Genomic DNA, 23,839 nt, shown 5'->3' with positions numbered 1-23,839 from the left:
CGCCCCCCCGCCCCCCCCCCCCCCCCCGACCCGCCCCCCCGCCGCCGCCTTGGTCGCCCAGCGACCGGGGCGGCGTTGTCGTGTCGCGCCTGGATCTGCCGTCCCTGAGCGGGCGCGCCGGAAGGCGCGCTGAGGCAGGCACATCAGGGACCGCCGCTCCCCCTGCCCGCGGCCAGCGTCGTGATCGAACGGTGATGGCCCGGATCGGCGACCACACATTGACGGGGACCCCGGCGGTGTGACCGCGATCCTCCGGCTGTGTCTGCCCGCTTGTGTGGTTTAGATCTGCCGTTCAGACGGATGTGGGCATGGGATGACCGAGCCAGGTCACCGCGTCGCAGAGGGCCGCGACCAGGTCCAGCTCGTGGCCGGCGCGGTCGGCGTGGACGCGATGGAGATTGAGTACCAGCCGCTCGGCGTCCGCCCAGTCGGCGAACTCGCCGAGCCGCGCGTCGCGGGCGATCTCCAACGGCGTCGCACCACGGGCGAGCCCGCGGTCTGCCTCACTGAGCACGAACTGGAAGTAGCGACGGTGCTCGTCGAGCACACGGTCGATCTCTCCGCCGGCCAGCACCGGGCCATGCCCGGGCACGATCACCTCAGGCGTCATCCCTGCCAGCCAGTCGAGTGTGGTGAGCGCTCCCGTCACCGAGCCCATGAACACCAGCGGAGTCAGACCGGCGAAAAGCAGGTCCCCGGCGAACAGGATGCGATCGTCCTGCTCATGACCGATCAACACCGTCGCCGCAGGCAGAAGGCTGTTGCCGTAGGTGTGGTCACCGTGCTGGTGGGTGTTGACTGCCCACCGGATCGGGGTTCCACGGGTGGCATCACCCAGTGCGGTGAGGAACCGGTGGGTGCGCTGCACAGTGGCGCAGGTGTCGATGACCAGCGTTTCCCCATCGCCGCTTACAGCACCGGCGTTGTTCACCCACCAGGACCCATCCGGCTGCACCCAGGCATGCACACCCGGTCGAAGCTCGCACAACTGCGCCGCGTCGGGCGCGACCGACAGGTCTCGACCCGCGAGCCCGTCGGACTGCGTCGACATCTGATCACCTACCCATGGTGACATCAAGAGGTTGAAATGACCGCGAACTGAATCAAACCTGGACACAGCCTTGTCGTGTTTGGCGACCATAGCGTCACTGGCCATGGGCGCATGGCCGGGTCAGCTTGGCACGGCGCGCTCGAAGCAGGCTGCCGCGCGGCGGCAGGTTCTTGGTGGCGCACCGATGGACGTGATCGCCGGCGTCGTGGTCGCATTGACGTTCCGCTTTAAAGGGGCAAATTGGACATCTATCCCTGTGGAGCGACCAGCGGGCAGCGCAGCCGGCGCCTAGCGGGTCCGCTGCGGGCCGGTGCTGTGCTCGGCGCTGACCGGTGGCTGTTGGGCCAGGTCGCCGCCGCGCCCGAGCCCGCGCAGCAGGCGGTCGAGCACGATGCCGATCTCGATGCGGGCCATGTCCGGATCGGCGGCCCGGGCCGTGAAGATGCTCGCCTCCGACAGCAGGGCCGCGACCAGGCGAGTCAGCGGCGCGACGGGGAGGGGATCGATGCGCTCCTCGGCGATAGCCCGTTCCAGCCACTCGGACAGCAGCCGGTACCCGTGCCGTTCGACGAGCGCGTCCCACGCCTCGCTGCCGAGCACGGCGGGTCCGTCGATGAGCACGATGCGCTGGAAGTCGCTGTCCGCGGTGGAGATGTCGAGCAGGGACTGGAAGCCCGTGCGCAACTGGGTCCACGCGTCGCTGGGCAGCTCGGCGTCGCGGGCGAGCTCGCCCGCCACGAGCTGTTCCGCGACCTCGGTGGCGACCTGTTCCATCACTGTCCGGAACAGCTCGGCCTTGTCGCGGAAGTGGTGGTACAAGGCGCCCCGGGTCACCTGCGCGTCCGCGACGATCTCCTCGGTCCCGGTGGCTGCGAACCCCTGCTCGGCGAATCGACGGCGGGCAGCCGTAACGAGAGCCTGACGGGTGTCGGCCGTCTGCTCGGAACGACGGCTACGGGTCACCACTCGATTATGGTGCAGACCCAGGCCCTGGCGGGGGTTGAGAGGGACCAGGATCGTGTGGGTTCCGTTCCACGACCAGCCCTGAGCGGGGGTACACGGCGAGCGCGGCTATGGCACGAGCGAGCCTAATCGGTGCCATCCGGCCGCGGGGACAGGGTGCGGCCGGTGCTCGGAGCCGCCGGCGGCGGTGGGCGGCGTGGGTGGGCGGCACGTCGACCCACCCCGGAGAAACATGCCTGATCCGTAGGGGTTTTCCGGACACCCGGTCGCCGGCGTCACCAGTTCGGTCGGCGTCGTCACGGGCAGGCCGCCCGGCGGCCGGCAGTTCTTAACACACAATTACCGCGCACGACCGGCGCAGGTGTGACCCACGTGGCATCATTACTCTCTGTGACTGCGCTCCAGTGGATAGCCCTCGCCTCGTTGCTCGCCTGGCTGTACCTGGCCATCGGTCATGGTTTCTTCTGGCGAACCGACCAGCGCCTGCCGGCCCGTCAGGCGCCGCCCGTCTGGCCCAGCGTCGCGATAGTGATTCCCGCGCGGGACGAGGCGGACGTGCTGCCCGTGACGCTGCCGACCCTGCTCAGCCAGGACTACCCGGGGCCCGTGCGGCTGATCCTGGTCGACGACGGCTCCACCGACGGGACGACCGAGGTCGCCCGGGGGCTCGCCGAGGAGGCAGCGCGGCGCGGCGGGTCGAACGTCACGGCCGCGGTCACCGCGTCGACGGAGCCGCCCCCCGGGTGGACCGGCAAGCTGTGGGCGCTGCGCCGCGGCGTCGACTGCGCCGGCGACGCGGAGTACCTGCTGCTCACCGATGCCGACATCGCCCACGACCGGAGCTCGCTGACCAGCCTCGTCGCGGCCGCGCGGACGCATCGGCTGGACATGGTCTCCCAGATGGCCGTGCTGCGCGCGGACACCTTCTGGGAGCGGCTGATCGTGCCGGCGTTCGTCTACTTCTTCGCGATGCTCTATCCGTTCCGCTGGTCGAACAACCCGCGTGCGCGGGTGGCGGCGGCTGCGGGCGGCTGTTCCCTCGTGCGCCGCGAGGCGCTGGCGGCGGCCGGCGGGCTCGCCGAGATCCGCAACGCGGTGATCGACGATGTGTCCGTCGCGCGGATCATCAAGCGCTCCGGCGGGCGGACCTGGCTCGGCCTCGCGGAGCAGGTCCACAGCCGCCGGCCGTACCCGCGCCTGGCCGACCTGTGGAACATGGTCGCCCGCACCGCCTACGCCCAGCTGCGTCACTCGCCGCTGCTGTTGCTCGGAACGGTCCTCGGGCTGGGACTGGTCTTCGTCGTCCCACCGGCCGCGACCATCGCCGGTCTCGCCGGCGGGGACGGCAGGGCCGCGGTCATCGGCGCCGTCACCTGGCTGATCATGACCATCACCTACCTGCCGATGATCCGGTACTACCGCCAGCCGCTGCTCAGCGCGCTGCTCCTGCCCGGCGTCGCGGCGCTGTACCTGGCCATGACCGTCGACTCCGCGCGGCGCACGAAGGCCGGCCGCGGTGCCTCCTGGAAGGGACGCACCTACGACGAGCACGGCCAGCCGACCACCGGCCGCGAGGCCGCCGTGCCACCTCCACCCGTCGCGGCGAAGCAGTGGGATGGACCGGCCGCCGCGACGCTGCCCCCGACCCGGCCCGACACCCCCCAGCAGCCCGCGCCGCCCGCGGAGGCCAGAGCCACGGACCTGCCCGGTGCCGTGGTCGGTCCGCCGCGCGATCCGTGGAACGACAGCCTGCCCCGATCGGAGGGGCCCGCCACGACGGCGGGTCGGGCGGAGGTGCCCGCGCCGACCGGCTCGGCGGAACCGAGCGCACCCCAGGTCAGCGGTGAGCAGGCCGATCGCCGGCCGCATTCCAGGAGCTGACCGGCGTGTGGTCGTCCGGCCGGCGGGCCCGCTGCCAGCCGGTATCCCCGGGCGGCAGGGTGAGCCGCCGGCGCAGGGCGACCGCGTCGTCCGCGAGGGCCGACACCAGATAGCCCGGACCGGCCAGGGGCAGCAGTCCGGCCCCCGCCGCGACACCCGCCGTCGGGGTGGGCCCCGCCCATTCGGGCCCTGCGACGAGTAGTGATCCCACCGCCCGGGCCAGGCCCAGCTGGGCGGGTCCCCGCAGGCCCGGTTCGGACTCGCCCAGAAGAAGCTCCTGCCGGAGCAGCGGAACCGGATCGCCGGCTCCGGCCGCGACGTCGACGCGCAGGATGCCGTGGAACGACCCCGGCGGCTCACCGAACCGGCCGAGCAGGATCTCCTCACGCAGCCGCAGCCGGGCCGTCGCGGCCAGCCGGACGTCGGTGACCAGCTGATGGTCTGCCCCGGCCGCGACCACGGTCTGCTCGGGCCCGAGGTCCAGCTCGGCGCCGTCGTCGACCACGGCGGTCACGGTCAGCCGGGATGGCCCGGGGCCCCGCCCGGGCAGGGCGACGGTGGCGGCGGCCGACCGGACGACCAGTCGCACCCCGGTGCCGACCGAGATGTCGAGCCGCAGCTCGTCGCCCGCCAGCGGCCCCGCCGCGGCGCCCACCAGGTGCACCCACAGCGCCGGCAACACCGGTGCGGGCAGCCCCTGCGACGCCCCGGCGCCCGGCCGACCGTCGTCGTCGACCGGCCCGGTCAGCCGCAGCACGAGCGGCACCTCGGAACGCAGCTCGGCGACCCGCGGCACGCCCGACGGCCCCAGATCCACCCGGACGGCCGCGTGCGCCCGCACCGCGGTTCGCCCGGTGCGGGGTGAGCCGGCGCCGGCGCGGATCGTCCCAGTGTTGAGTGGGTCGGGGCCGAGTGGGTCGGGGCCGAGTGGGTTGGTGCTGGTCGGTTCGGTGCTGGTCGCGCCGGTCATCATGCGCGTGATACTCCTCGCCGTCAGGAAGCCGTTGCCCCGTCATGTTCCGCACCGCCGCGTGCCGCTCCACTGCCTGGCGCACTCAACCGTCCCTGTGATGGCAGGCGACTGTCGCGCCCCGGTGCGCCGCAGCGCAGTGCCCCGCGGTTCAGTGCACTCTGTGCGCCGCGGCGCACTGTGATGTCAAGAGGTGAACATGCGTACGTCGGCGAGCCGGTGACGTTCGGCCAGCAGGTCGAGGCGGATGCCGGTCCGGGCAGGCAGGTCCCGGGCGGGCAGCGCCGCCGCGGCCCGGCCCGTGCGGGCCGTCGCGGCGACGTCGCCGGCGAGTTGGGCCAGCACGGCCGTGACGGCGATGGGGTCCAGCCCGATCAGGCGGGTGGCGGCCGTGGCCGGACCGGTCACCGTGGCGTGCGCGGCGGCGAGGGCGGCATCGGCCGGTGACAGCCGTGCCCCGGCCGCGACCATGCCCAGCGCGATCGGGTGGTGCGGGGCTCGCGGCCCCGGCGTGACGGGCCAGGCGGCGCGTCCGGCGCGCAGCAGGGTGCGCCCCTGGGCCCGGCTCGCGGCTCGCGCGGCGGGGGAAGGCGTGCGGGCATCGAGCTCGGCGTCCAGGCCGGCGAGCGCCCCGGCGGGATCGGGTCCGCCGGCGGTGAGTGCATGGCAGGTCGCGGCGGCGAAGGCGGCCGCGACCACGCCCGCGGTGTGCAGCCGGCCGAGGAGGAACTGCGCCAGGTCGGCCAGGTCGGCCAGGCTGCCGTCGACGATCGCCGCCTCGACCCCGCCCGAATGCGCGTGCCCGCCGGTCGGCATCCGGCCGTCCACCAGCACCAGCAGGGTGGCCCGGCGCACGTCGTGCGCGACCTGGCCAGCCTCGTCCGGGCCAGCCTCGTCCGGGCGGGCATGGTCCGGGCCGGCTTCCTCGCCGCCGGCCGGGCCGGCCGTTCGGGCCGGTCGTTCGGCTGACAAACCGGTCACCGCGCCTGCCTTTCCGTGCGAGAGTCTGCCGCTGGTAGCCGCGGCCCACCGCGGGGGTGGCGATACGAGCTGGCCCCACGCAGGGCGGAAACGTCGATCTCGTAGGGGTACGGGAGCGGCGTGGGCGCCACGGCAGGACATCGACAGCCCTGGGACGAGGGACGCACCATGATGACGCGACGACCCGCGCGCTTCGGCGCCAGGCGAACCCGCCTGGCTGGACTACTCGCGACGACAGTGGCGTTGGCACCCGTGCTGACCTCCTGCGCGGACCACCGGCCGCCCGAACCCTCCTGCCAGTCCGGCTATCAGGCCAGGTGGGACGGGGACGACCACAGGTGGGAGTGCGAGCCGAACACCTCGCGCTCCGGCGGCAGAAGCAGCCACCGCACCCGGACCCGCTCCCACGGCCGACACTAGCGCCGGTGGATGGTCGCGGTGAGGGCCGCTGCCCATGGCAACGGCGGCGAAACCCGTGGCCCGTACCTTGATGGCCCGCATGGCCCGCATGGCCCGCATGGCCCGCTCGGAGGACACGCGTCGGGTCGTCGTCACGACAGTGGAGGTACGACGGTGGGTAGTCCGATTCCGCCTCAGGTTCCCGCTGCTGGCCCGGACGGCGGGTCAGGGGTGCGTGGCGTGCCGTCCATGCCGGGGATGACAGGTCTTGGGGTGTTCACGGTCAACCCGTCCGACCCGGATCCGGCGGCGGCGCCGGGACTCGCGGAGTTCTACCACCAGCATGGCTTCGTGGTGCTGCGCGGGCTGCTGCCGGCGGCGCTCGTCGACAGCATCGAGGACGAGTGCGCCGCGGCGCAGCGAGCGGTGCTCGCCGGGACGGTGCCGCAGCGGCATGGCTCCACCCAGTACCTCGACGCGCGCCATGTCGACCGCCCGAACGGTCCAGGCGAGAGTGGCCCGGGGTACGTGAACTACGTCGAGCACGTCGAGGAGCTCTCCCCGGCGGTGCGGACGGCGGCGACGGACCCGGTTCTCCTCGAGGTGCTGCGCCGCCTGCTCGGCAACGACGTCTGGGCGCTCGACGGGTCCGGCTCGGGCGTGGTCTACCAGGACGCCCGGCCCGGCCGCGAGTCCGGGTACACCCGGATCGGCTGGCACTCGGACTGGCAGGCGATGCCGAGCCTGGACGTGTGGCCGGGCGCGGCGTTCACCATCCACGTGGACGCGACGAGCCCCGCGAACGGGTTCCTGCGGGTGGTGCCCGGATCGCACCGCTGGGCGACGCCGGCGCCCTACCGCAACATCAACAATGTGGCCGTGCCGGCGGACGCCCGCCCGACCGGGGGATACGGCAACGCCGAACCACCCTGCTCGATGCCGCTCGGCTTCGAGAAGGTCCCCGGGGAGATCGCCGTCTACGCGGAGCGCGGCGACGTGCTGCTGCATGACGCTTACCTGTGGCACTCGGCGGCCCGCGCGACCGCCGACGACACCACCCGGCGCCACGTCCGTTCGGGCTACTACGCCGGCGACCGGGCCAGCTACCGGGAGCAGTTCATCAAGAACGCCGCCCGCTGACGGCGACTGCCGACCGCCGCGTCGACCGGCGACCCGGCCGGCAGCGCCGTCAGAACAGGAAGTAGCGCTGGGCCATGGGCAGTTCCCGGGCCGGGTCGGCCTCGATGGCCTCGCCGTCGAGGAAGACGGTGAACGTGTCCGGGTCCACCCGGATGTCCGGTGTCGCGGTGTTCTCCGGCAGGTCGGCCTTGCCGCGGCGGCGGACGTCCGCGACCGGGACCACGGGTGTCGCGAGGCCGAGCCGCTCGGGCAGGCCGTCCTCGACCGCGGCGGGTGCGACGAACGTCAGCGACGACGCGGCCGCCGGCCCCCGGGCGGCTCCCCACATCGGGCGGGGCAGGACTGGCTGCGGGGTCGGGATCGACGCGTTCGCGTCGCCCATCGCCGCCCAGGCGACGAACCCGCCCTTGATCACCAGGGACGGCCGCACGCCGAAGAACGCCGGGTCGTAGAGCACCAGGTCGGCGAGCTTGCCGGGCTCCACCGAGCCGATCTCGGCGTCGAGCCCGTGCGCCACCGCCGGGCAGATCGTGTACTTGGCGACGTAGCGCCGCGCCCGCGCGTTGTCGGCGGCGCCGTCGCCGGGCAGCGCGCCGCGGCGGAGCTTCATGACGTGCGCGGTCTGCCACGTGCGCAGCACGACCTCGCCGATACGGCCCATCGCCTGCGAGTCGGAGCCGATCATGGAGATGGCGCCGAGGTCGTGCAGGATGTCCTCGGCGGCGATCGTCGACGGCCGGATCCGGCTCTCGGCGAAGGCCAGGTCCTCGGGCACGCTCGGGTTGAGATGGTGGCAGACCATCAGCATGTCGAGGTGCTCGTCGAGGGTGTTCACCGTGTGCGGGCGGGTCGGGTTCGTCGACGACGGCAGCACGTTGCCGGCCGCGGCGACCGTGATGATGTCCGGTGCGTGTCCGCCGCCTGCACCCTCGGTGTGGTACGAGTGGATCGCCCGGCCGGCGATCGCGGCGAGGGTGTCCTCGACGAAGCCGGCCTCGTTGAGGGTGTCCGAGTGCAGCGCGACCTGCACCCCGGAGGCGTCGGCGACGCGCAGGCAGGCGTCGATGGCGGCCGGGGTGGTGCCCCAGTCCTCGTGCAGCTTGAAGCCGGCGGCGCCGGCCCGCAGCTGCTCCCACATCGCGTCCTCGTTGACCGTGTTGCCCTTGCCGAGCAGGACGACGTTCACCGGGAAGTCGTCCATCGCGGACAGCATCCGGGCGAGGTTCCACGGGCCGGGGGTGACGGTCGTGGCCTTCGTGCCCTCGGCCGGTCCGGTGCCGCCGCCGATCAGCGTGGTGATGCCGGCGCCGAGCGCCTCGGGCACCTGCTGCGGGCAGATGAAGTGGACATGGCAGTCCACCGCGCCGGCCGTGAGGATCCTGCCGTTGCCGGCGATGATCTCGGTGCCGGGGCCGATGACGAGGTCCGGGTGGACGCCGTCCATGGTGTCCGGGTTGCCTGCCTTGCCGAGCGCGACGATGCGCCCGTCGCGGATGCCGACGTCGGCCTTGACGACGCCCCAGTGGTCGAGCACGACGGCGCCGGTGATGACCACGTCGGGCGCGCCCTCGGCGCGGGTGGCCCGCGCCTGCCCCATCGACTCACGGATCACCTTGCCGCCGCCGAAGACCGCCTCGTCGCCGGTCCCGGCGAGCCGCGGGCCGCGGCTGCGGTCCTCGGTGACCTCGATGAACAGGTCGGTGTCGGCGAGGCGGATCCGGTCGCCGACCGTCGGGCCGTACAGGGCGGCGTAGCGGGACCGGTCCAGCCTGCTCAAGAGCCTTCTCCAAGGAATCCGGGCAGGTCGCTGGCGGTGCCGGGCATGCCGCCGGCGGCGGGGTCGTCGAGCGGGCCGGCGGACTCCGTGCGCAGGCCCGGCACGATCCGGGCGCCGGCCAGCGGGACGAGCTCGACCTCCCGCTCGACGCCGGGCTCGAAGCGGACGGCGGTGCCGGCGGGGACGGCGAGTCGCAGCCCCCAGGCGAGCCGCCGGTCGAAGTCGAGGGCCGGGTTCGCGGCGGCGAAGTGGTAGTGCGACCCGACCTGCACGGGCCGGTCGCCGGTGTTGCGCACCACCAGGGTCCGCGTGGGCCGGCCCGGGTTCACCTCGACCGGGTCCGACCCGGGCAGGATCTCGCCGGGGATCATGGGATTGGCTGGTGCACGGTGACCAGCTTGGTGCCGTCCGGGAAGGTCGCCTCGACCTGGACCTCGTCGAGCATCTCCGGCACTCCCTCCATGACGTCGTCCCGGGTGAGCACGGTTCGTCCCGCGTGCATGAGGTCGGCGACGGTACGACCGTCTCGGGCGCCCTCAAGCAGAAACGAGGTGAGCAGCGCGGTGGCCTCGGGATAGTTCAGCTTCAGGCCGCGGGCGCGCCGTTCCCGGGCGAGTCCGGCCGCGACGTGGATGAGCAGCCGTTCCTGTTCATGGGGGCTCAGCAGCACGAATGCGGAGCCTAGCAGGCCGTCGTCCCGGTGCCCGCAGGCTTGTCGATGGCGGGTCGCCGCACGGCCGGCCCGATCACGCGGGTGCGCTGTTTTCGGGGGAACGATGTCGACGGCGTGAACGACGAACCCCATCTGAGGTGGTCACGTTTCGAGCGGGTTTCCGGCGAAGGGATTCCCGGGGGTCGGTGAGTCCGTGCGGGCGGGTTGTCGGTGAGAATGGAGTTACTCGCAATTCACACACCGGCGACTGGGCCGATACGCGTCCTTCCTACCGTCCGGGGGACCGCTCGGGCGGGTGGGACCCGCCGGCCGGTGGGGCAAGCCCGGGACGAAGGTCGATGGGGGTCTGGTGGCAACAGGTCTGGATCGGCGGAGATTTCTTCGCCGAGGTGTGGGACTTTCCGCTGGGGCGACGCTGCTGGCCGCGGGTGGCGGCGGCCTGCTCGCCGCCTGCGGCAGTGACAGCGGCGGCGGGGATTCGAGTTCGCTGGGCACGCTGGCCGTCCGGCTGTCGTGGATCAAGAACGTCGAGTTCGCCGGCGAGTACATCGCCGACCAGCGCGGTTACTACAAGGCGGCGGGCTTCTCCGGCGTCAACCTGATCGCCGGTGGCGCGGCGGCGACGCCGCAGGACACCGACGTCGCGACGGGGAAGGCCTTCATCGGCATCTCCTCGCCGGACATCACCGGCAACGCGATCACCCAGGGCGCGCCACTGAAGATCATCGGTGCGCAGTACCAGAAGAACCCGTTCGCGATCATGTCGCTGTCGAAGAGCGCGATCACGTCGCCGGAGGCGATGATCGGCAAGAAGATCGGCGTGCAGGCGACCAACGAGTCCGTCTGGTCGGCGTTCCTGAAGGCCAACAAGATCGACCCGTCGAAGATCACCAAGGTGCCGGTCGAGTTCGACCCGCTGCCGTTGACCACCGGCACCGTCGACGGCTGGTTCTCCTTCGTCACGAACGAACCGAACGCGCTGCGCGTGAAGGGTTTCGACGTCACCACGTTCCTGCTCGCCGACCACAACTATCCACTTGTTTCGGAGACTTTCATGGTCACCGACGAGTCGCTCGCGAAGAACCGGGACAAGGTGAAGGCGGCGCTCACCGCCGAGATCCGCGGCTGGAAGGACGCCGTCGGCGATCCGGCCCTCGGCGCGAAGCTCGCCGCCACCGTCTACGGCAAGGATCTCGGTCTGGACGAGAAGGAGCAGGTGCTGGAGAGCACCGACCAGAACAAGCTCATCCTGAACGCCGACACGAAGAAGAACGGGCTGTTCACCGTCACCGACCAACTCGTCGAGGAGAACATCGCCACTCTGAAGCTCGCGGGCGTGGACATTACCGCGGACAAGTTGTTCGATCTGTCCATCATCCGGGAGCTGTACAAGGAGAAGCCGGAGCTCGTATGACCTCAGCCGCCACGCCCACGTCGGAGCCCGCCGGCCCGGCGGAGCCATCCGTTGCTGCCCCCGGCTCCGGCGTGAGCGTGGCGGGCCTGCGCAAGGAGTTCCGGCTCGGCCGGAAGTCCGTCCTCGCGCTCGACGACGTCAACCTGTCCACGGTCGAGGGCTCGTTCCTGACACTGATCGGGCCGTCCGGGTGCGGCAAGTCGACGGTGCTGCGCATCCTCGCCGACCTGGAGGCCCCGAGCGCCGGCGAGGTGCTGGTGCACGGGGAGCATCCCGCCGCCGCGCGCCGCGGCCACCACCTCGGCATCGCCTTCCAGGACGCGGCCCTGCTGCCCTGGCGCTCGGTCGAGGCGAACATCCGCCTGCCGCTGGAGGTCAGCGGCGTGAAGGCGGACCGTTCGGTGATCGCCGAGCTGATCTCGCTGGTCGGCCTCGCCGGGTTCGAGAAGGCCCGCCCGGCGCAGCTCTCCGGCGGGATGCGCCAGCGGGTCGCGATCGCCCGGGCCCTCGTCGTCGAACCGCGGATCCTGCTTCTCGACGAGCCGTTCGGCGCCCTCGACGACATGACCCGCCAGCGGCTGAACTTCGAGCTGCTGCGGGTGTGGAGCGCGCGTTCCACGACGACGGTGCTGGTCACCCACTCGATCCCGGAGGCGGTGATCCTCTCCGACACGGTCGCGGTGATGAGCGCCCGGCCCGGCCGCATCTCCTCGCTCGTCGAGATCGACCTGCCCCGCCCGCGCACGCCGGAGATGCTGCGCTCGCCCCGGTTCCACGAGCTGCACGACGAGCTGTCGAGCCTGCTGTTCGCCGGCGCCGAGCGGGAGGCCGGCGCCGAGCGGGAGGCCGGTGCCGAGCGGGAGGCCGTGGCCGCGGGGCCGCCGGCGCCCGACGCGGCCCGGAGCCCCGGGTGACGACCCTGCAGGACGCGGTCGCCGCCGGCGGCGGTGTCGGCGCCCCCGGCGGTCCGGGCGGCCCCGGCGGGTCGGGTTCGGGCGGCGCGGACGGTTCGCCGGGATCGCCCGCCACGCGCCGGCGCGGGCCGCTGGCCGACGCCGACCGGTCGACCTGGCTCGCCGCCGGGATCGGGATGGTCGGGCTCGTCGCGCTGTGGTGGGTGCTCGCGGTCACCGTCTTCTCCGACGGTGGCGCCGTGCCGACCCCGTGGGAGGTCCTGCGGGCGCTGTGGGACGACCGCGAGCTGATGTGGACCTCGGTACGGTCGACGGTGCAGATCGCGGCGAAGGGCTGGCTGATCGGCAACGGCCTCGCGATCGGGCTGGCCGTGCTGTTCTTCGGGGTGCCGGTGGTGGAACGGGTGCTGCTGCAGATCGGCGTGGCGTCCTACTGCCTGCCGGTCATCGCCATCGGCCCGATCCTGACCACCGTCTTCGACGGCCACACCCCGCAGATCGCCCTGGCCGGCATCTCGGTGTTCTTCACGACCCTGGTCGGCACCCTGCTCGGCCTGCGCGCCGCCGACCCGGCGAGCCTCGACCTGGTGCGGGCCAGCGGCGGCGGGGCGTGGAAGCAGATGCGGTACATCCGGCTGCGGGCCGCGCTGCCCAGCACCTTCGCCGCCCTGCAGATCGCGGCGCCGGCGGCCGTGCTCGGCGCGATCATCGGCGAGTTCCTCGGCGCCGACCGCGGTCTCGGTGTTGCCATGGTCCATTCCGAGCAGGCGCTGGAGGTGCCGCGGACCTGGGCGCTCGCCATCGTCGCGTCCGCCGTCGCCGGGCTGGGCTATGCGTTGACCGCCCTGGTGGCGCGGCTGGTGACCCCGTGGGCGCCGCGCGGCAATCCGGGGGGTGGGTGATGGCGACCACGACCACGACCACGGCGGCCACGGCGACGTCCTCGCATCAGCTCCTCGCGACGCTCGGGCTGCGGGTGGGCCGCACGGTCCTGTCCGTGGTCGCCTCGGCCGCGGTGATCGTCGGGCTGTGGTACGCGTTCATCGCGGCCTTCGACCTGAACTCGCTGGTCGCGAAGGACCCGAAGGCGGTCTGGGAGTACCTGTTCACGGCGGACAAGGCGCCGGAGAGCCGCAAGGCGATCCTGGACGGGCTGTGGCACACCCTCGGCGACGCGGGCATCGGTTACCTCGCGGGCACCGTGGCGGCCGTCGTCGTGGCGGTGTCGTTCGTGTTGTTCCGCTCGGTGGAGCGGGCGCTGATGCCGGTGGCGATGATGCTGCGGTCGGTGCCGCTGGTCGCGATGATCCCGGTGCTCACCCTGGTCTTCGGGCGCGGGCTGACCGCGGTGGGCGTGATCGCGGGCATCATCGTGTTCTTCCCGTCGCTGGTCAACCTGGTCTTCGGCCTGCGCTCCGGGCCGCCGGCCGCCTCCGACCTCGTGGTCGCCTACGGCGGTGGCGCCGCGACGGTGCTGCGCAAGGTCGCCCTGCCCAGCGCCCTGCCGGCGCTGTTCGTCTCCGCCCGCATCGCGGTCCCCGGCGCGGTGATCGGCGCGCTGCTCGCCGAATGGCTTGCCACCGGCGAGGGGCTCGGCTACTACATGCAGCGCGCCCAGCAGACCTTCAACTACGGCGGAGTGTGGGCCGCGGTCGTGGTGATCACGGTGGCGAGCATCGCGCTGTACGCGGTCGTGGGCTTCCTGGAGGCGATCGTGCTGACCCGGTACGGACCGAACTCGGGCCGCGGCCGGTAGCGGCAGCGGTGGCCAAACCCCTCTGTAGCACCGGCCTGGTCCGGTGGGCGAAGGACAGCCCTTGAACGTCGAACGCACCAGCCACGGACCCCGGCTGATGTCGACACCCCACCGGCCGGGCCACCTGCTCCAGGCTGCGGCCGTCCAACCCGCGAACCCGCGGGCCACCCCACCGCAGACGCAGTCACCCCAGGTGATGCCAGGTGCGGACCGTCCGGACGTCCCCGCGCAACCCGAGGTGCAGCCGCGCGTCCGGCTGTTCGGCGTGGACCGGCTGCGCGCCTCGGACGCGCAGCTCGCGCGGATGCGCCGCGTCGCCTCCGGTGAGGAGGACGCCGACCTCGTCGTCCGCGGTGGACTGGTCGTGGTCGTGCAGGACGGCTCGGTCGTCAGCCGCGACGTACTCATCGTCGGGCGGCACATCGCCGCCGTGACCAGACCGGGCGCGCTCAGCGGCCGGCGTTCCCTCGACGCCGCCGGCCGCTACGTGCTGCCCGCGTACGTGGACCCCGGCCTGCGGATCGAGGACACGCTGCTCAGCCCGGGCGAACTGGCCCGGCTCATCGTCCCCCGCGGCACCGGAACCCTGCTCGCCGACCCCACGGCGCTGATCACGCTGGGCGGGCTACGCGGGCCGGAGTTCGCGGCTGGTTCCGGGACACCACTGCGGGTCCTGATCCGATCGGGCGGTGCCCCGGACGAGGACCTGCCCGACACCTTCCTCCCGGCCGCGGCGGGCGGTGGCCTGGCGGGGATGTTGCCCCTGGACCCCGGATCGGCCGACGGCCTGCGCCGGGCGCTGGAGGCCGCCGGCCTGGCCGGCAGCCGGACGGTCACCGAACTGGCCTTCCAGGGCCACATCGACCACGACGTACGACTCGCCGTCGGCCAGGGCACCAGCCCGATCGACGCGATCCGGCGCGCCACCCTGCTGCCCGCGCGGGCCTACGGCCTGGACTCGATTCTCGGCGCCATCGCCCCGGCGCGACTCGCCGACCTGCAGGTGGTGTCCTCGCTCGCGGACACCGCGCCGCCCGACGTGGTCGTCGCCAGCGGGCGGATCGCCGCGGAGCACGGCCGGCCGTTGTTCGACAACCTCGATCCGGCGCCGGGCTGGGCGGCCGGTCGCATCCAGCTTCCCGCGACCCTGCACGCCGGCTCCTTCGCCGGACCCGACCTCGCCCGGCCTGCCCGCGCCGACGGCAGCATCGCCGTGGTCAGCATCGACGCCGGTGCTGGCCCGACGATTCCGATAGCCGCAGCGCCGCCGGTACAGGTGGCCGCCAACGGCGTGCGGGCCGTGCGGACCGTGCGGGTACAGCCGACGGTGCGTGACGGTCGGGCGGTCGCCGACGCGACCCGGGATCTACAGAAGATCGCGATCCTCGGGCGGGCGGGCGGCACCGAGCCCGCCGACCTCGGACTGGTACGCGGCTGCGGGCTGTCCCGCGGTGCGCTCGGGTTCACCACCGCGCAGGCCCCCGGCTGCGTGGTCGTCATCGGGACCCGGGACGACGACATGCTCACCGCGGCGCGGGCGATCGAGGGGATGGGCGGCGGTTTCGTCGTCGTCGACCAGGGCTGGGTGCGGGCGGCGTGCCCGCTGCCGCTGCTCGGACTGCTCAGCGACGCGCCCTGGGAGGCGGTGCTCGGCGAGCTGGCCGCGGTCGACACCGCCGCGGCCGACCTGGGCTGCCGGCTGCCCTTCCCGCTGCGCACCCTCGCCCGCCTCGGCAGCCAGCTCCACACCGGGCCCTGACCGGCTGTACGGTCGGCCGCTCCCGGCCCTCAGCCGCCGCCCGCGCGCTGGCGGCGTGGGACGGCGGGACCGGCATCCGGGATGGCCCAGCCGGCGGGTTCGGCAACCGTGGCGGGGTTCGACGGCTGCCCCGTCGGCGCCGGTCGGACCGCCGGCGGCTGATCACCGGTGCGTTGCGCCCGGACGTGCGCCGCGCATGCGCGCAGGTCGTGACGCAACTGGTCGGTCAGGGACCAGGCCCGTCCCGCACCGTCCGCATCCACCTGGACGAGCCCGGCCCGCACGAGGCCGAACAGGATCGAGCGGGCCCGCGAACGGTCCGCGGTGAGCAGCGCGGCGGCCTCGGCGGTGCGCAGACGGTGGCCGCGCAGCATGGCCGTGACCAGCTGGAGCTCGGCGCGCCCGAGCGCCTCGCCATGCCGTTCCCGGGCCACCACATAGCGGGCGAAGGCCAGGTCCGCGGGCTCGCCCGGCAGCACGGCGATGACCGTGCGGTCGGTGGAACGCTCGAAGCGGGGTGCGGCGAGCCCGTGCCGCAGCTGGGCGGCGACCGCCCGGCCGATGCCGAGTCCGGTGCGCTGGGCGATGCCGGCCCGGCGGAAGGCATCGACCAGCAACGGATTGGGCGCCTCCGGCAGGCCCTCCAGCGCGGCTCCCGGCCGCACGCCGGTGCCCGGCCGCGCCGGGTTGGAAACCTCGACGCCGCCGTCGCCCCAGCGGACATGGACCACGCCCGGCACCGTGTAGTCCCGATGGACCAGGGCGTTGGTCAACAGCTCCAGGAACGCCTGCTCCGACCAGGCGGGTACGGCCACCCGAACCAGTTCGTACCGGACCACCTGGCTGCTGTTGCGATCGCGGAACCGGGCCAGCAGCTCCTCGGCCAGGCGGAACAGCGGCCAGTGGAAGAAATCGCTCGCCTCGGCGCTGTCCCCGCGCAGGACCTGCATCGACGCCTCGTGGTGCGGCACGAACCAGCGGATCGCCGCCGGTCGACCGAACAGCAACAGCGCCTCCGGCAGCAATGCGACGGGCGAGGCATCCCTGACCACGGCCTCGTCCACGGCAGCGTTCGCGGCCCCGATCCCGGCACCGCCCAACCGGACCACGCCCAGGGCGTGGGCGAGCTCGCGGTCCGTCAACGTGGCCAGCGCCGCATCGGCTCGCCGGCCCAACGCACTGACCAGCCGTCGGAACCGCGCGAACTCCCGCGGGTCGAGATCCGCCCACCCCGCCCCGTCGACGACCGGGCCTTCCCGTTGCGCCATGTAGCCCACGCCTCCCGGCCGCGTCCCGATCTCCATCGTAGGAGCGTTCAACCCCTGGCAGACCCCGCCGGACGCGACGGCGACTGTCGGATATCCACCGCCGTCGCGTCCTGGTCACACCCTGCGCAGACACGACGACCGCGGCGTTACGGTGAGCTATCAGCCCGGCCGCTGGTCGCGGGACAGGGGGCGTCGGAACTCCGGCTCGGATCGGCCACCGGGGTGTTCGCCAGGCGGGCGACCAGCGGCGTCCGAGGCCCGCGTGTCTGCCCTGTCTGCCCTGTCCGCCCCGTCCGCCCCGCCCACCGTGTCGACGAGGGCGGCGAGTGCCCGCCGCAGCGCGACTCCGGCGGCGTCGGCGCGGATGCTGACCTCCTCGCCGGGCTGGGACCCGTCGCCGCCGAGGGGCAGTCCGTCGAGGTCGAAGCGTTCCTGCAGGGCGAGGTCCTCGTCCAGCACGGCCTGCTCGAACCGGGCGGCCTGCGCGATCCTCGTCTCGTCCCCGCCAAGGTCGTCGCGCAGCAGGCGAGTGTAGATCCGGGTGGATCGCTCGTCCTCCGGCTGGAGGCAGAACAGGATCGTGTTCGTCGTGGCGGCGTCGGGATACTCCAGCCGCAGCCGGAGCATGAACGGCGGCTGGTACCCGTAGGTCGACCAGCGGCGCTGAATCAGCGGATGCTCCCCCGATCCGACCAGGGGATCCTCCGGATTGGCCACCTCCTGCTCCATCCGGACCGTGAAGCCGGCGCCGTCCGGCGTGACCCGATAGGGCGGTACGACGGTGTCCTCACCGGCGCCGATTGTGGCGGCATGCACGAACGGGAAGTGCGCGGTGTCGAGGAAGTTGTCTGCGAGCAGTGCCGCAGGGGCCGAGGATCTGACCGGGGTGAGCCAGACGGAGTCGAACCCCGCCTGGTCCGCCTCGGGGAGCTCGATGAGGTCGGCGACGGGTTCCGCCGGGGCGATCCAGACCAGCCCGTGCCGTTCGGTGACCCCCCACGCGGCGACCGCCCTGGCCCGTCTGGGGGTAGGTACCCCGGCGCCGAGCGCGGGCACCGCGGTGCACTCGCCGGAGACGACGAACCGCCAGCCGTGGTAGGCGCAGACGATCTCCTGGCCGTCCACCCGACCCGCGGACAGCGGCGCCAGCCGGTGCGGGCAGCGGTCGGCGAAGGCCGCCAGCGTGCCGTCCAACCGGGCGAGGACCCACGGTTGGCCCAGCAGGCGGACGGCCACCGGCTCGTCGCGCACCTCCGCCGAGCGCGCCACCGGATGCCAGCCGTGGCGCAGCGCGGACGTGGTGTTGCGCAGACGGCGTGGCATACCTCTGGTCACCTCGTGTTCGGTCGCCGGCCGGACGCCCGTCGCCGGCCGGACGCCCGTCGCCGGCCGGCGCACCGGGCGCCGGCGCCGCGGGGCGGGCGGGCGGGCGGGACAACCTATTGTCGGGCGGTGACCGGGCCGCCGCGACGGATGCTCCGCCGCGGCCCGAGCCGACTCGGCCGGGCGGGCCAGGCAGCGTCGGTCTCATCGAACATCAACGTAACTTTCCGCCTCTAGGGTCGGTTGCCATGCAGCATTCGTCCGTCCGCCGCCGGCCCGCGGGCGGCGCCAGGTGACGGCGGCCGGGGGCGCCGCTTCGAGAATGTTCCGGCCGCGCAGTGTCGGTGAGGCGGTGGAGATGCTGGCTGCGGCGCACGAGTCCGGTGCCGCGGTCGCCCTGCTGTCCGGTGGGACGGACCTGGTGCCCGCGCTGCGGTCCGGCGAGCGGGTCGCGGACGCGGTCGTGGCGCTGCGCCGGGTACTCGAGCTGCGCGTACGCGGCGCCGGCGCCGACAGCCTGACCATCGGCGCGGGGGTGACCTATGCGGACCTGGTGGGGTGGTCGCTGTCGCCCGGGCTGGCCCGTGCCGCCCGGGTCGTCGGGTCGGTGCAGATCCGCAATACCGGCACGGTCGGCGGCGCCCTGGGCTCCGTGCGGCCGGCCGGTGACCTGCTGACCTACCTGACCGCGGCCGACGCCGAGGTGCTGACCGCGTCACCGCGCGGCACGCGGTGGCGGCCGCTGGGGCAGTTCCTCGCCGAGGGCGTCGAGGCGGACGGTCTCGTCACCGCGGTGCGACTGGCCCGGCCGGGGGGTCCCCAGGTCCACGTCAAGATTGGTGGCCGGCAGGCGGCCTACCCTGCCATCGTGTCCTGTGCCGTGGTGGTGGATCGGGTGCGCCACCGCGTCGCCTGCGCGATAGGCGGAGTGGGGCGCCTGCCCGCCCGGATGGGTGGGGCGGAGAGCTTCGCGGTCGACGAGGTCGACTGGACCACCGGAACGATCCCCGTGCAGGCCGCCCGGCGTTTCGGCGACCTGGTTGTCGAGGCGGTCGCCGGAATCAGTCCGGTGCTGCCGGTCGGGCCGGGCGAGTCCGCGGACTATCGCTGCCACGCGGCGGGTGTGCTCGCCAGCCGGGCCCTTGCCCGCTGCCTGCACCCGCAGGCGACCCGCGCCACCCAACCAGCCACCACCACCGAACTAGCCACCGACGCCCAACCGGGCACCGCCCGGCCGTCGGACCCGACTGCCGGGCCCGGAGCCGCTGGCCGGGGTGGCGGGTCATGACGGCCGCCGGTGAGAGCTACCAGCTGTACGTCGATGGCTTTCCGCGGGCGGTGGTCGGCGCGGAGCTTGGCGACTCGCTGCTCAGCGTGCTGCGGGACACCCTCGGGGTCACGTCGGTGAAGGACGCCTGCGAGCAGGGCAGGTGCGGGGCCTGCTCGGTGCTGCTCGACGGCCGGCTGGCCGCGTCATGCACGGTGCTCGCCGCCGACGCCGACGGTGCCAGGGTGGTCACCGTCGCGGGGCTCGGCGCGGTGGGGCTCGCCCGCGCGGTGCGGGCGATGTTCCTCGCCGAGGGCGCCGTGCAGTGCGGCTTCTGCACCCCCGGATTCGTCGTCGCGGTGACTGACCTGCTCACCCGCCGGCCGGACGCGGACGACGAGGAGATCCGCGAGGCGCTGGCCGGGAACATCTGCCGATGCACCGGCTACGGACGCATCCTCGCCGCCATCCGGGCCGTCCAGCGCGAACGGGGCATCCTCCCCTCGCTGGAGGAGTCCCGCGCTCGTCCGGACGGGGGGTGACGAATGCGGCACGGTATCGGCCAGTCAGTGCGCCGCCCGGACGGGCCAGCCAAGGTCAACGGAGCTTTCCGGTATGCCGGGGATCTGCGCGTGCCGGGCATGCTGCACGGACGGACCCTGCGCTCACCCCACCCGCGGGCCCGCATCGTGCGGATCGACACCGCCGCGGCCCGCCGGCTGCCGGGCGTGGCCGCCGTGGTGACAGCGGCCGATGTGCCCGGCGTGGCCACCTACGGTCTGATCGTCGCCGACCAGCCGGTCTTTGCCGCGGCCGAGGCGCGCTACGCCGGCGAGCCGGTCGCCGCCGTCGCCGCGATCGACGCCGCGACCGCGCGCCGCGCACTCGCGGCCATCGAGGTGGACTACGAACCGCTACCCGCCGGGACCGATCCGACGCGCGTGCTCGACCCGGACGCGCCGGCACTGCACCCCACCGGCAACCTCTACCGCGAGATCGACATCCGGCACGGCGGGATCTGGGCCGACGGGCCGGTGGCCGTCGAGGACACCTATCGCGTCGGCATGCAGGACCAGGCGTTCCTGGCCCCGGAGGCGGCGCTGGTCATTCCGGCTGCGGACGGCGGCGTCGACCTCATGGTTGCCACCCAGTGGCTGCATTCGGACCGTGAGCAGGTCGCCGCCTGCCTGGGACTGCCGGAGGAACTGGTCCGGCTCACCCTGGCCGGGGTGGGGGGTGCGTTCGGGGGACGCGAGGACATCACCCTGCAGATCCACGGCGCGCTGCTGGCCCGTTCGGCCCAGGCGCCCATCCGTATCGCCTACGACCGGGTCGAGTCCTTTCTGGGCCACCCCCCCCGCCCCCCCGCCCGGATGTGGTTCCGCCACACCGCCACCCGCGCGGGCGAGCTGGTCAGCGTGCGGGCCCGGCTGGTGTTCGACGGCGGCGCGTATACGTCGTCCTCCCCGGCGGTGCTCGCGAACGCGGTGACCCACGCCGCCGGGCCCTACCGGGTCGCCCACGCCCGGCTGCACGGAGTCGCCGTGCGGACCAACAACCCGCCGTGCGGCGCCATGCGCGGCTTCGGCGTTCCACAGGTGACCATCGGCCACGAGGCCCAGATGGACCGGCTGGCTGACGCGCTCGGGCTGGACCCCGTCGAACTGCGGGTCCGCAACGCCGTCCGACCGGGGGATGTGCTGCCGACCGGTCAGGTGCTTGCCGGCCCGCTGCCGGCCCGCGAGCTCCTCCACCTGGTCGCGGCCCGCCCGCTGCCCCCGCCCCCGGCGGCCGGCAGCGAGCTTTCGCTTCCCGGTGGTCTGCCGGCGGGCGCCGACGTCCGCCGGGTCCGCCGGGGGATCGGCTACGCCCTGGGCTACAAGAACCTGCTGTTCTCCGAGGGAATGGACGACTCCGCGATGGCGCGCGTCCGCCTCGACCTCGATGAGGACGGCTCCCCACGGGTCCGGGTGCACAGTGCCTGCGCGGAGGTCGGCCAGGGCTTCGTCACCGTCGCCGGGCAGATCGCCCGCACAGAGCTGGGGGTCGAGCAGGTCGTCCTGGCGCCCGCGGACACCTCCGTCGGCAGCGCCGGCTCCACCAGCGCGTCCCGCCAGACCTGGATGAGCGGCGGTGCGGTGCGCGGTGCCTGCGTCGCGGTCGCCGACCGGCTGCTCGCCCGGGTCGCGCGGGCCGCCGGACTGCCGGCGCGCGTCGTCGAGATGCCCCGCCACAGCCTGCGGATCGTCGCCGGGGAGATCGTCGGCGCCGAGGCGGGCCTGCGGATCGGGCTCGCCGACGCGCTCTCGCACGGCCCGGTGGAGGCCGAGTTCACCTTCCACCACCGCCGCACGACGGCGCTGGACGCCGCCGGCCAGGGCGACCCGCACGTGGCGTTCGCTGCCGCCGCGCATCGGGCGGTCGTCGATGTGGACCTCGATCTCGGGCTGGTCCGGGTCGTGTCGATGGCGCTGGCGCAGGACTGCGGGACGGTGCTCAACCCGCTGGCGCTGCGCGGCCAGGTCGAGGGCGGCACGGCCCAGGGCCTCGGGCTGGCCGTGATGGAAGAGCTGGTCACCGATGGTGGGCGGGTGGTCAACCCGACCTTCCACGACTACCTGCTGCCCACCGCCGCCGACGTTCCCGAGCTGGACTTCGTGGCCGTGACCGAGCCACAACCGGACGCGCCGTACGGGGTGAAGGGCGTCGGCGAGACACCGACCTGCACCGCCACCCCGGCGATCGTCGCCGCGATCCGGGCAGCGGTCGGGCGTGACCTGCGCAGCGTCCCCGTGCGTCCGCGGGACCTGGTCGACCTGTCACCCAGTGGGGCCGTCGGCCCCGCACCCAGTGGGGCCGACGGCCCCGCCGCCGGAGGTGCCACCCCCAGATGAGCGACCTTTCCACGTCCGGGCAACCGGGCGGCCGACCGGCCGACCCGCTGCCCGAGCGACCGCGGGTGCTGCGCTCCCGGCGGGTGGTCCTGCCGGGTGGCGAGCGACCGGCGGCGGTGCACGTCGCGGACGGCCGGATCGCCGCGATCACCGAGCCAGCCGACGTTCCCGCGGGCGTCGAGGTCACCGACCTGGGTGGGCTGGCGCTGCTGCCCGGCGTCGTCGACAGCCATGTGCACGTCAACGAGCCGGGCCGCACCGAGTGGGAGGGGTTCGCCACCGCCACCCGGGCCGCGGCGGCCGGCGGCGTCACCACGATCATCGATATGCCGCTGAACGCGATCCCGCCGACGACCTCCCTCGCGGCACTCGAGGCCAAACGGGCGGTGGCCGCCGGGCAGATCGCCGTCGACGTCGGTTTCTGGGGCGGCATCATCGGCGCGGACGCCCGCAGCCTCGATGATCTGGCTGCCCTGCACGACGCCGGGGTGTTCGGGTTCAAGGCGTTCCTGGCCCCGTCGGGGGTGGAGGAGTTCCCCCACGTCTCCATGGACGTGCTGGCCGCCGCCACCCGGCACACCGCCCGGATGGGCGCCCTCACGGTCGTGCACGCCGAATCCCCGGCGGTGCTGGAGACGGCCCCGCCGGTCCTCGGGCGGGCATTCGCGAGCTGGCTGGCGTCCCGGCCCCCGGCGGCGGAGCAGGACGCGGTCGCGGGACTGGTGGCGCTGTCCGCGGCGACCGGCGCCCGCCTGCACGTCCTGCACCTTTCGGCCGTGGAGGCCCTCGACGACATCGTCACCGCCCGCGACGAGGGCCTGGCGTTCTCCGCGGAGACCTGTCCGCACTACCTGACCTTCACCGCGGAGGAGGTTCCGGACGGGGCCACCGTGTTCAAGTGCGCCCCGCCCATCCGGGGCAGGTCGAACCTGGACCGGTTGTGGGACGCGCTGGGCGAGGGCCTGTTCGCCGGTGTCGTCAGTGACCACTCGCCCTCCACCCCGGAGGTCAAGCAGATCGACACCGGCGACTTCGCCGCCGCGTGGGGTGGCATCGCGTCTGTGCAGATCGGGCTACCCGCGGTGTGGACCCAGGCCCGCGCGCGCGGCCACAGCCTTGCCGACCTGGTCGGTTGGATGTGCGCCGGTCCGGCCCAGCTGGCCGGACTGCGCCGCAAGGGCCGCCTGGAGGTGGGTGCCGACGCCGATCTGGTGGTGTTCGATCCGGACGCGTCTTTCCTGGTGAGGCCCGCCATGCTGCGTCACCGTCACCCCCTTACGCCCTACGCTGGACGCAGCCTGGACGGTGTGGTCCTGGCGACCTATCTGCGGGGGGTACGCGCCGACGGCGACCGTCCGCCCCGGGGACGTCTGCTGGAACGGTGATGAGCCCCCACCGCCCGGCCGGGC

Annotated in this window: 20 protein-coding genes; 11 read left to right on the top strand and 9 right to left on the bottom strand. The window is 73.6% G+C overall.

The window, feature by feature from the left end; translation table 11 throughout:
• Window positions 1-292: 292 nt before the first annotated feature.
• Together MXD60_RS02125 and MXD60_RS02120 are read right to left on the bottom strand one after the other, a co-directional pair.
• Window positions 293-1,051: an MBL fold metallo-hydrolase gene (locus MXD60_RS02125; protein WP_248817099.1), complete on the bottom strand. Its 759-nt coding sequence runs from the start codon at window positions 1,049-1,051 to the stop codon at window positions 293-295.
• A gap of 288 nt (window positions 1,052-1,339) precedes the next feature.
• Entirely contained in the window at window positions 1,340-2,014 is a 675-nt protein-coding gene (locus MXD60_RS02120) for a TetR/AcrR family transcriptional regulator (protein WP_248817097.1), read from the bottom strand.
• A 390-nt stretch (window positions 2,015-2,404) separates the two neighbouring features.
• On the opposite strand from MXD60_RS02120, the gene MXD60_RS02115 reads away from it, so the two are divergent.
• Complete coding sequence (locus MXD60_RS02115; RefSeq protein WP_248817095.1) at window positions 2,405-3,895, top strand: glycosyltransferase; 1,491 nt, start codon at window positions 2,405-2,407, stop codon at window positions 3,893-3,895.
• Here MXD60_RS02115 and MXD60_RS02110 read toward each other — a convergent pair.
• Window positions 3,852-4,868 carry an urease accessory protein UreD gene (locus MXD60_RS02110; protein WP_248817093.1) on the bottom strand — a complete coding sequence of 339 codons (1,017 nt, stop codon included), beginning with the start codon at window positions 4,866-4,868 and terminating at the stop codon, window positions 3,852-3,854. The two genes, MXD60_RS02115 and MXD60_RS02110, sit on opposite strands and share 44 nt — an antisense overlap.
• A 183-nt stretch (window positions 4,869-5,051) precedes the next feature.
• On the bottom strand, window positions 5,052-5,846 hold the full coding sequence (locus MXD60_RS02105) for an urease accessory protein UreF (protein WP_518467182.1): 795 nt from the start codon (window positions 5,844-5,846) through the stop codon (window positions 5,052-5,054).
• Between the two features lie 657 nt (window positions 5,847-6,503).
• On the opposite strand from MXD60_RS02105, the gene MXD60_RS02100 reads away from it, so the two are divergent.
• Window positions 6,504-7,385, top strand: a complete 882-nt coding sequence (locus MXD60_RS02100) for a phytanoyl-CoA dioxygenase family protein (RefSeq protein WP_248817091.1) — start codon at window positions 6,504-6,506, stop codon at window positions 7,383-7,385.
• Window positions 7,386-7,434: 49 nt separating this feature from the next.
• Here the strand turns inward: MXD60_RS02100 and MXD60_RS02095 are convergent, their stop codons facing one another.
• From MXD60_RS02095 to MXD60_RS02085, 3 genes are read right to left on the bottom strand one after another with little or no spacing between them, the layout of a single operon-like run.
• Window positions 7,435-9,162, bottom strand: a complete 1,728-nt coding sequence (locus tag MXD60_RS02095) for an urease subunit alpha (RefSeq protein WP_248817089.1) — start codon at window positions 9,160-9,162, stop codon at window positions 7,435-7,437.
• The gene (locus MXD60_RS02090) at window positions 9,159-9,533 is read right to left on the bottom strand and encodes an urease subunit beta (protein ID WP_248817087.1); all 375 of its coding nucleotides are present in this window, start codon (window positions 9,531-9,533) and stop codon (window positions 9,159-9,161) included. Before MXD60_RS02090 ends, MXD60_RS02095 begins: the two co-directional genes overlap by 4 nt.
• A complete protein-coding gene (locus MXD60_RS02085; RefSeq protein WP_248817085.1) occupies window positions 9,530-9,832 on the bottom strand; it encodes an urease subunit gamma in 303 nt (100 codons plus the stop codon). Before MXD60_RS02085 ends, MXD60_RS02090 begins: the two co-directional genes overlap by 4 nt.
• 394 nt (window positions 9,833-10,226) lie before the next feature.
• On the opposite strand from MXD60_RS02085, the gene MXD60_RS02080 reads away from it, so the two are divergent.
• The 5 genes from MXD60_RS02080 (at window position 10,227) to MXD60_RS02060 (ending at window position 15,678) form a co-directional block, all read left to right on the top strand.
• Window positions 10,227-11,249 carry an ABC transporter substrate-binding protein gene (locus MXD60_RS02080; RefSeq protein ID WP_248817083.1) on the top strand — a complete coding sequence of 341 codons (1,023 nt, stop codon included), beginning with the start codon at window positions 10,227-10,229 and terminating at the stop codon, window positions 11,247-11,249.
• Window positions 11,246-12,163 carry an ABC transporter ATP-binding protein gene (locus tag MXD60_RS02075; protein WP_248817081.1) on the top strand — a complete coding sequence of 306 codons (918 nt, stop codon included), beginning with the start codon at window positions 11,246-11,248 and terminating at the stop codon, window positions 12,161-12,163. The genes MXD60_RS02080 and MXD60_RS02075 overlap by 4 nt, the downstream gene beginning before the upstream one ends.
• Window positions 12,160-13,065: an ABC transporter permease gene (locus MXD60_RS02070; RefSeq protein WP_248817079.1), complete on the top strand. Its 906-nt coding sequence runs from the start codon at window positions 12,160-12,162 to the stop codon at window positions 13,063-13,065. Before MXD60_RS02075 ends, MXD60_RS02070 begins: the two co-directional genes overlap by 4 nt.
• On the top strand, window positions 13,065-13,919 hold the full coding sequence (locus MXD60_RS02065; RefSeq protein ID WP_248817077.1) for an ABC transporter permease: 855 nt from the start codon (window positions 13,065-13,067) through the stop codon (window positions 13,917-13,919). The genes MXD60_RS02070 and MXD60_RS02065 overlap by 1 nt, the downstream gene beginning before the upstream one ends.
• A gap of 61 nt (window positions 13,920-13,980) precedes the next feature.
• Window positions 13,981-15,678 carry an adenine deaminase C-terminal domain-containing protein gene (locus MXD60_RS02060; RefSeq protein WP_248817076.1) on the top strand — a complete coding sequence of 566 codons (1,698 nt, stop codon included), beginning with the start codon at window positions 13,981-13,983 and terminating at the stop codon, window positions 15,676-15,678.
• A 29-nt stretch (window positions 15,679-15,707) separates the two neighbouring features.
• On the opposite strand, the gene MXD60_RS02055 is transcribed toward MXD60_RS02060, so the two are convergent.
• Window positions 15,708-16,946 (bottom strand): ATP-binding protein, encoded by a 1,239-nt coding sequence (locus tag MXD60_RS02055; RefSeq protein ID WP_248817075.1) that lies wholly within the window; start codon window positions 16,944-16,946, stop codon window positions 15,708-15,710.
• 159 nt (window positions 16,947-17,105) lie between these two features.
• Window positions 17,106-18,269 (bottom strand): Rieske 2Fe-2S domain-containing protein, encoded by a 1,164-nt coding sequence (locus MXD60_RS02050; RefSeq protein ID WP_248817074.1) that lies wholly within the window; start codon window positions 18,267-18,269, stop codon window positions 17,106-17,108.
• Window positions 18,270-18,591: 322 nt separating this feature from the next.
• Here MXD60_RS02050 and MXD60_RS02045 point away from each other — a divergent pair, with 322 nt between their 5' ends.
• Genes MXD60_RS02045 through allB form a run of 4 tightly spaced genes read left to right on the top strand, consistent with a single transcriptional unit; the run spans window position 18,592 to window position 23,815 of the window.
• Complete coding sequence (locus MXD60_RS02045; RefSeq protein ID WP_248817073.1) at window positions 18,592-19,557, top strand: FAD binding domain-containing protein; 966 nt, start codon at window positions 18,592-18,594, stop codon at window positions 19,555-19,557.
• A complete protein-coding gene (locus tag MXD60_RS02040) occupies window positions 19,554-20,078 on the top strand; it encodes a (2Fe-2S)-binding protein (protein ID WP_248817072.1) in 525 nt (174 codons plus the stop codon). The genes MXD60_RS02045 and MXD60_RS02040 overlap by 4 nt, the downstream gene beginning before the upstream one ends.
• Before the next feature lie 3 nt (window positions 20,079-20,081).
• Window positions 20,082-22,430 (top strand): xanthine dehydrogenase subunit D, encoded by a 2,349-nt coding sequence (gene pucD, locus MXD60_RS02035; protein ID WP_248817071.1) that lies wholly within the window; start codon window positions 20,082-20,084, stop codon window positions 22,428-22,430.
• Window positions 22,427-23,815, top strand: coding sequence for an allantoinase AllB (gene allB / locus MXD60_RS02030; RefSeq protein WP_248817070.1), 1,389 nt, complete (start codon window positions 22,427-22,429; stop codon window positions 23,813-23,815). Before pucD ends, allB begins: the two co-directional genes overlap by 4 nt.
• Window positions 23,816-23,839: the final 24 nt, after the last annotated feature.

Origin of the sequence: Frankia sp. AgB32 (genome assembly GCF_023243045.1) — a bacterium.
In the GTDB taxonomy this organism is placed as follows: domain Bacteria; phylum Actinomycetota; class Actinomycetes; order Frankiales; family Frankiaceae; genus Frankia.
Note: the sequence above shows the minus strand (reverse complement) of the source record. Positions and strands in the feature narration are given on the sequence as shown.

Excerpts from the sequence above, each read along its gene's own strand:
- MXD60_RS02125 (WP_248817099.1), bottom strand. The coding sequence starts at position 1,051 with ATGTCGACGCAGTCCGACGGGCTCGCGGGTCGAGACCTGTCGGTCGCG.
- MXD60_RS02110 (WP_248817093.1), bottom strand. The coding sequence starts at position 4,868 with ATGATGACCGGCGCGACCAGCACCGAACCGACCAGCACCAACCCACTC.
- MXD60_RS02100 (WP_248817091.1), top strand. The coding sequence starts at position 6,504 with ATGACAGGTCTTGGGGTGTTCACGGTCAACCCGTCCGACCCGGATCCG.
- MXD60_RS02090 (WP_248817087.1), bottom strand. The coding sequence starts at position 9,533 with ATGATCCCCGGCGAGATCCTGCCCGGGTCGGACCCGGTCGAGGTGAAC.
- MXD60_RS02075 (WP_248817081.1), top strand. The coding sequence starts at position 11,246 with ATGACCTCAGCCGCCACGCCCACGTCGGAGCCCGCCGGCCCGGCGGAG.
- MXD60_RS02065 (WP_248817077.1), top strand. The coding sequence starts at position 13,065 with ATGGCGACCACGACCACGACCACGGCGGCCACGGCGACGTCCTCGCAT.
- MXD60_RS02055 (WP_248817075.1), bottom strand. The coding sequence starts at position 16,946 with ATGGCGCAACGGGAAGGCCCGGTCGTCGACGGGGCGGGGTGGGCGGAT.
- MXD60_RS02050 (WP_248817074.1), bottom strand. The coding sequence starts at position 18,269 with ATGCCACGCCGTCTGCGCAACACCACGTCCGCGCTGCGCCACGGCTGG.
- MXD60_RS02045 (WP_248817073.1), top strand. The coding sequence starts at position 18,592 with ATGTTCCGGCCGCGCAGTGTCGGTGAGGCGGTGGAGATGCTGGCTGCG.
- MXD60_RS02040 (WP_248817072.1), top strand. The coding sequence starts at position 19,554 with ATGACGGCCGCCGGTGAGAGCTACCAGCTGTACGTCGATGGCTTTCCG.
- pucD (WP_248817071.1), top strand. The coding sequence starts at position 20,082 with ATGCGGCACGGTATCGGCCAGTCAGTGCGCCGCCCGGACGGGCCAGCC.
- allB (WP_248817070.1), top strand. The coding sequence starts at position 22,427 with ATGAGCGACCTTTCCACGTCCGGGCAACCGGGCGGCCGACCGGCCGAC.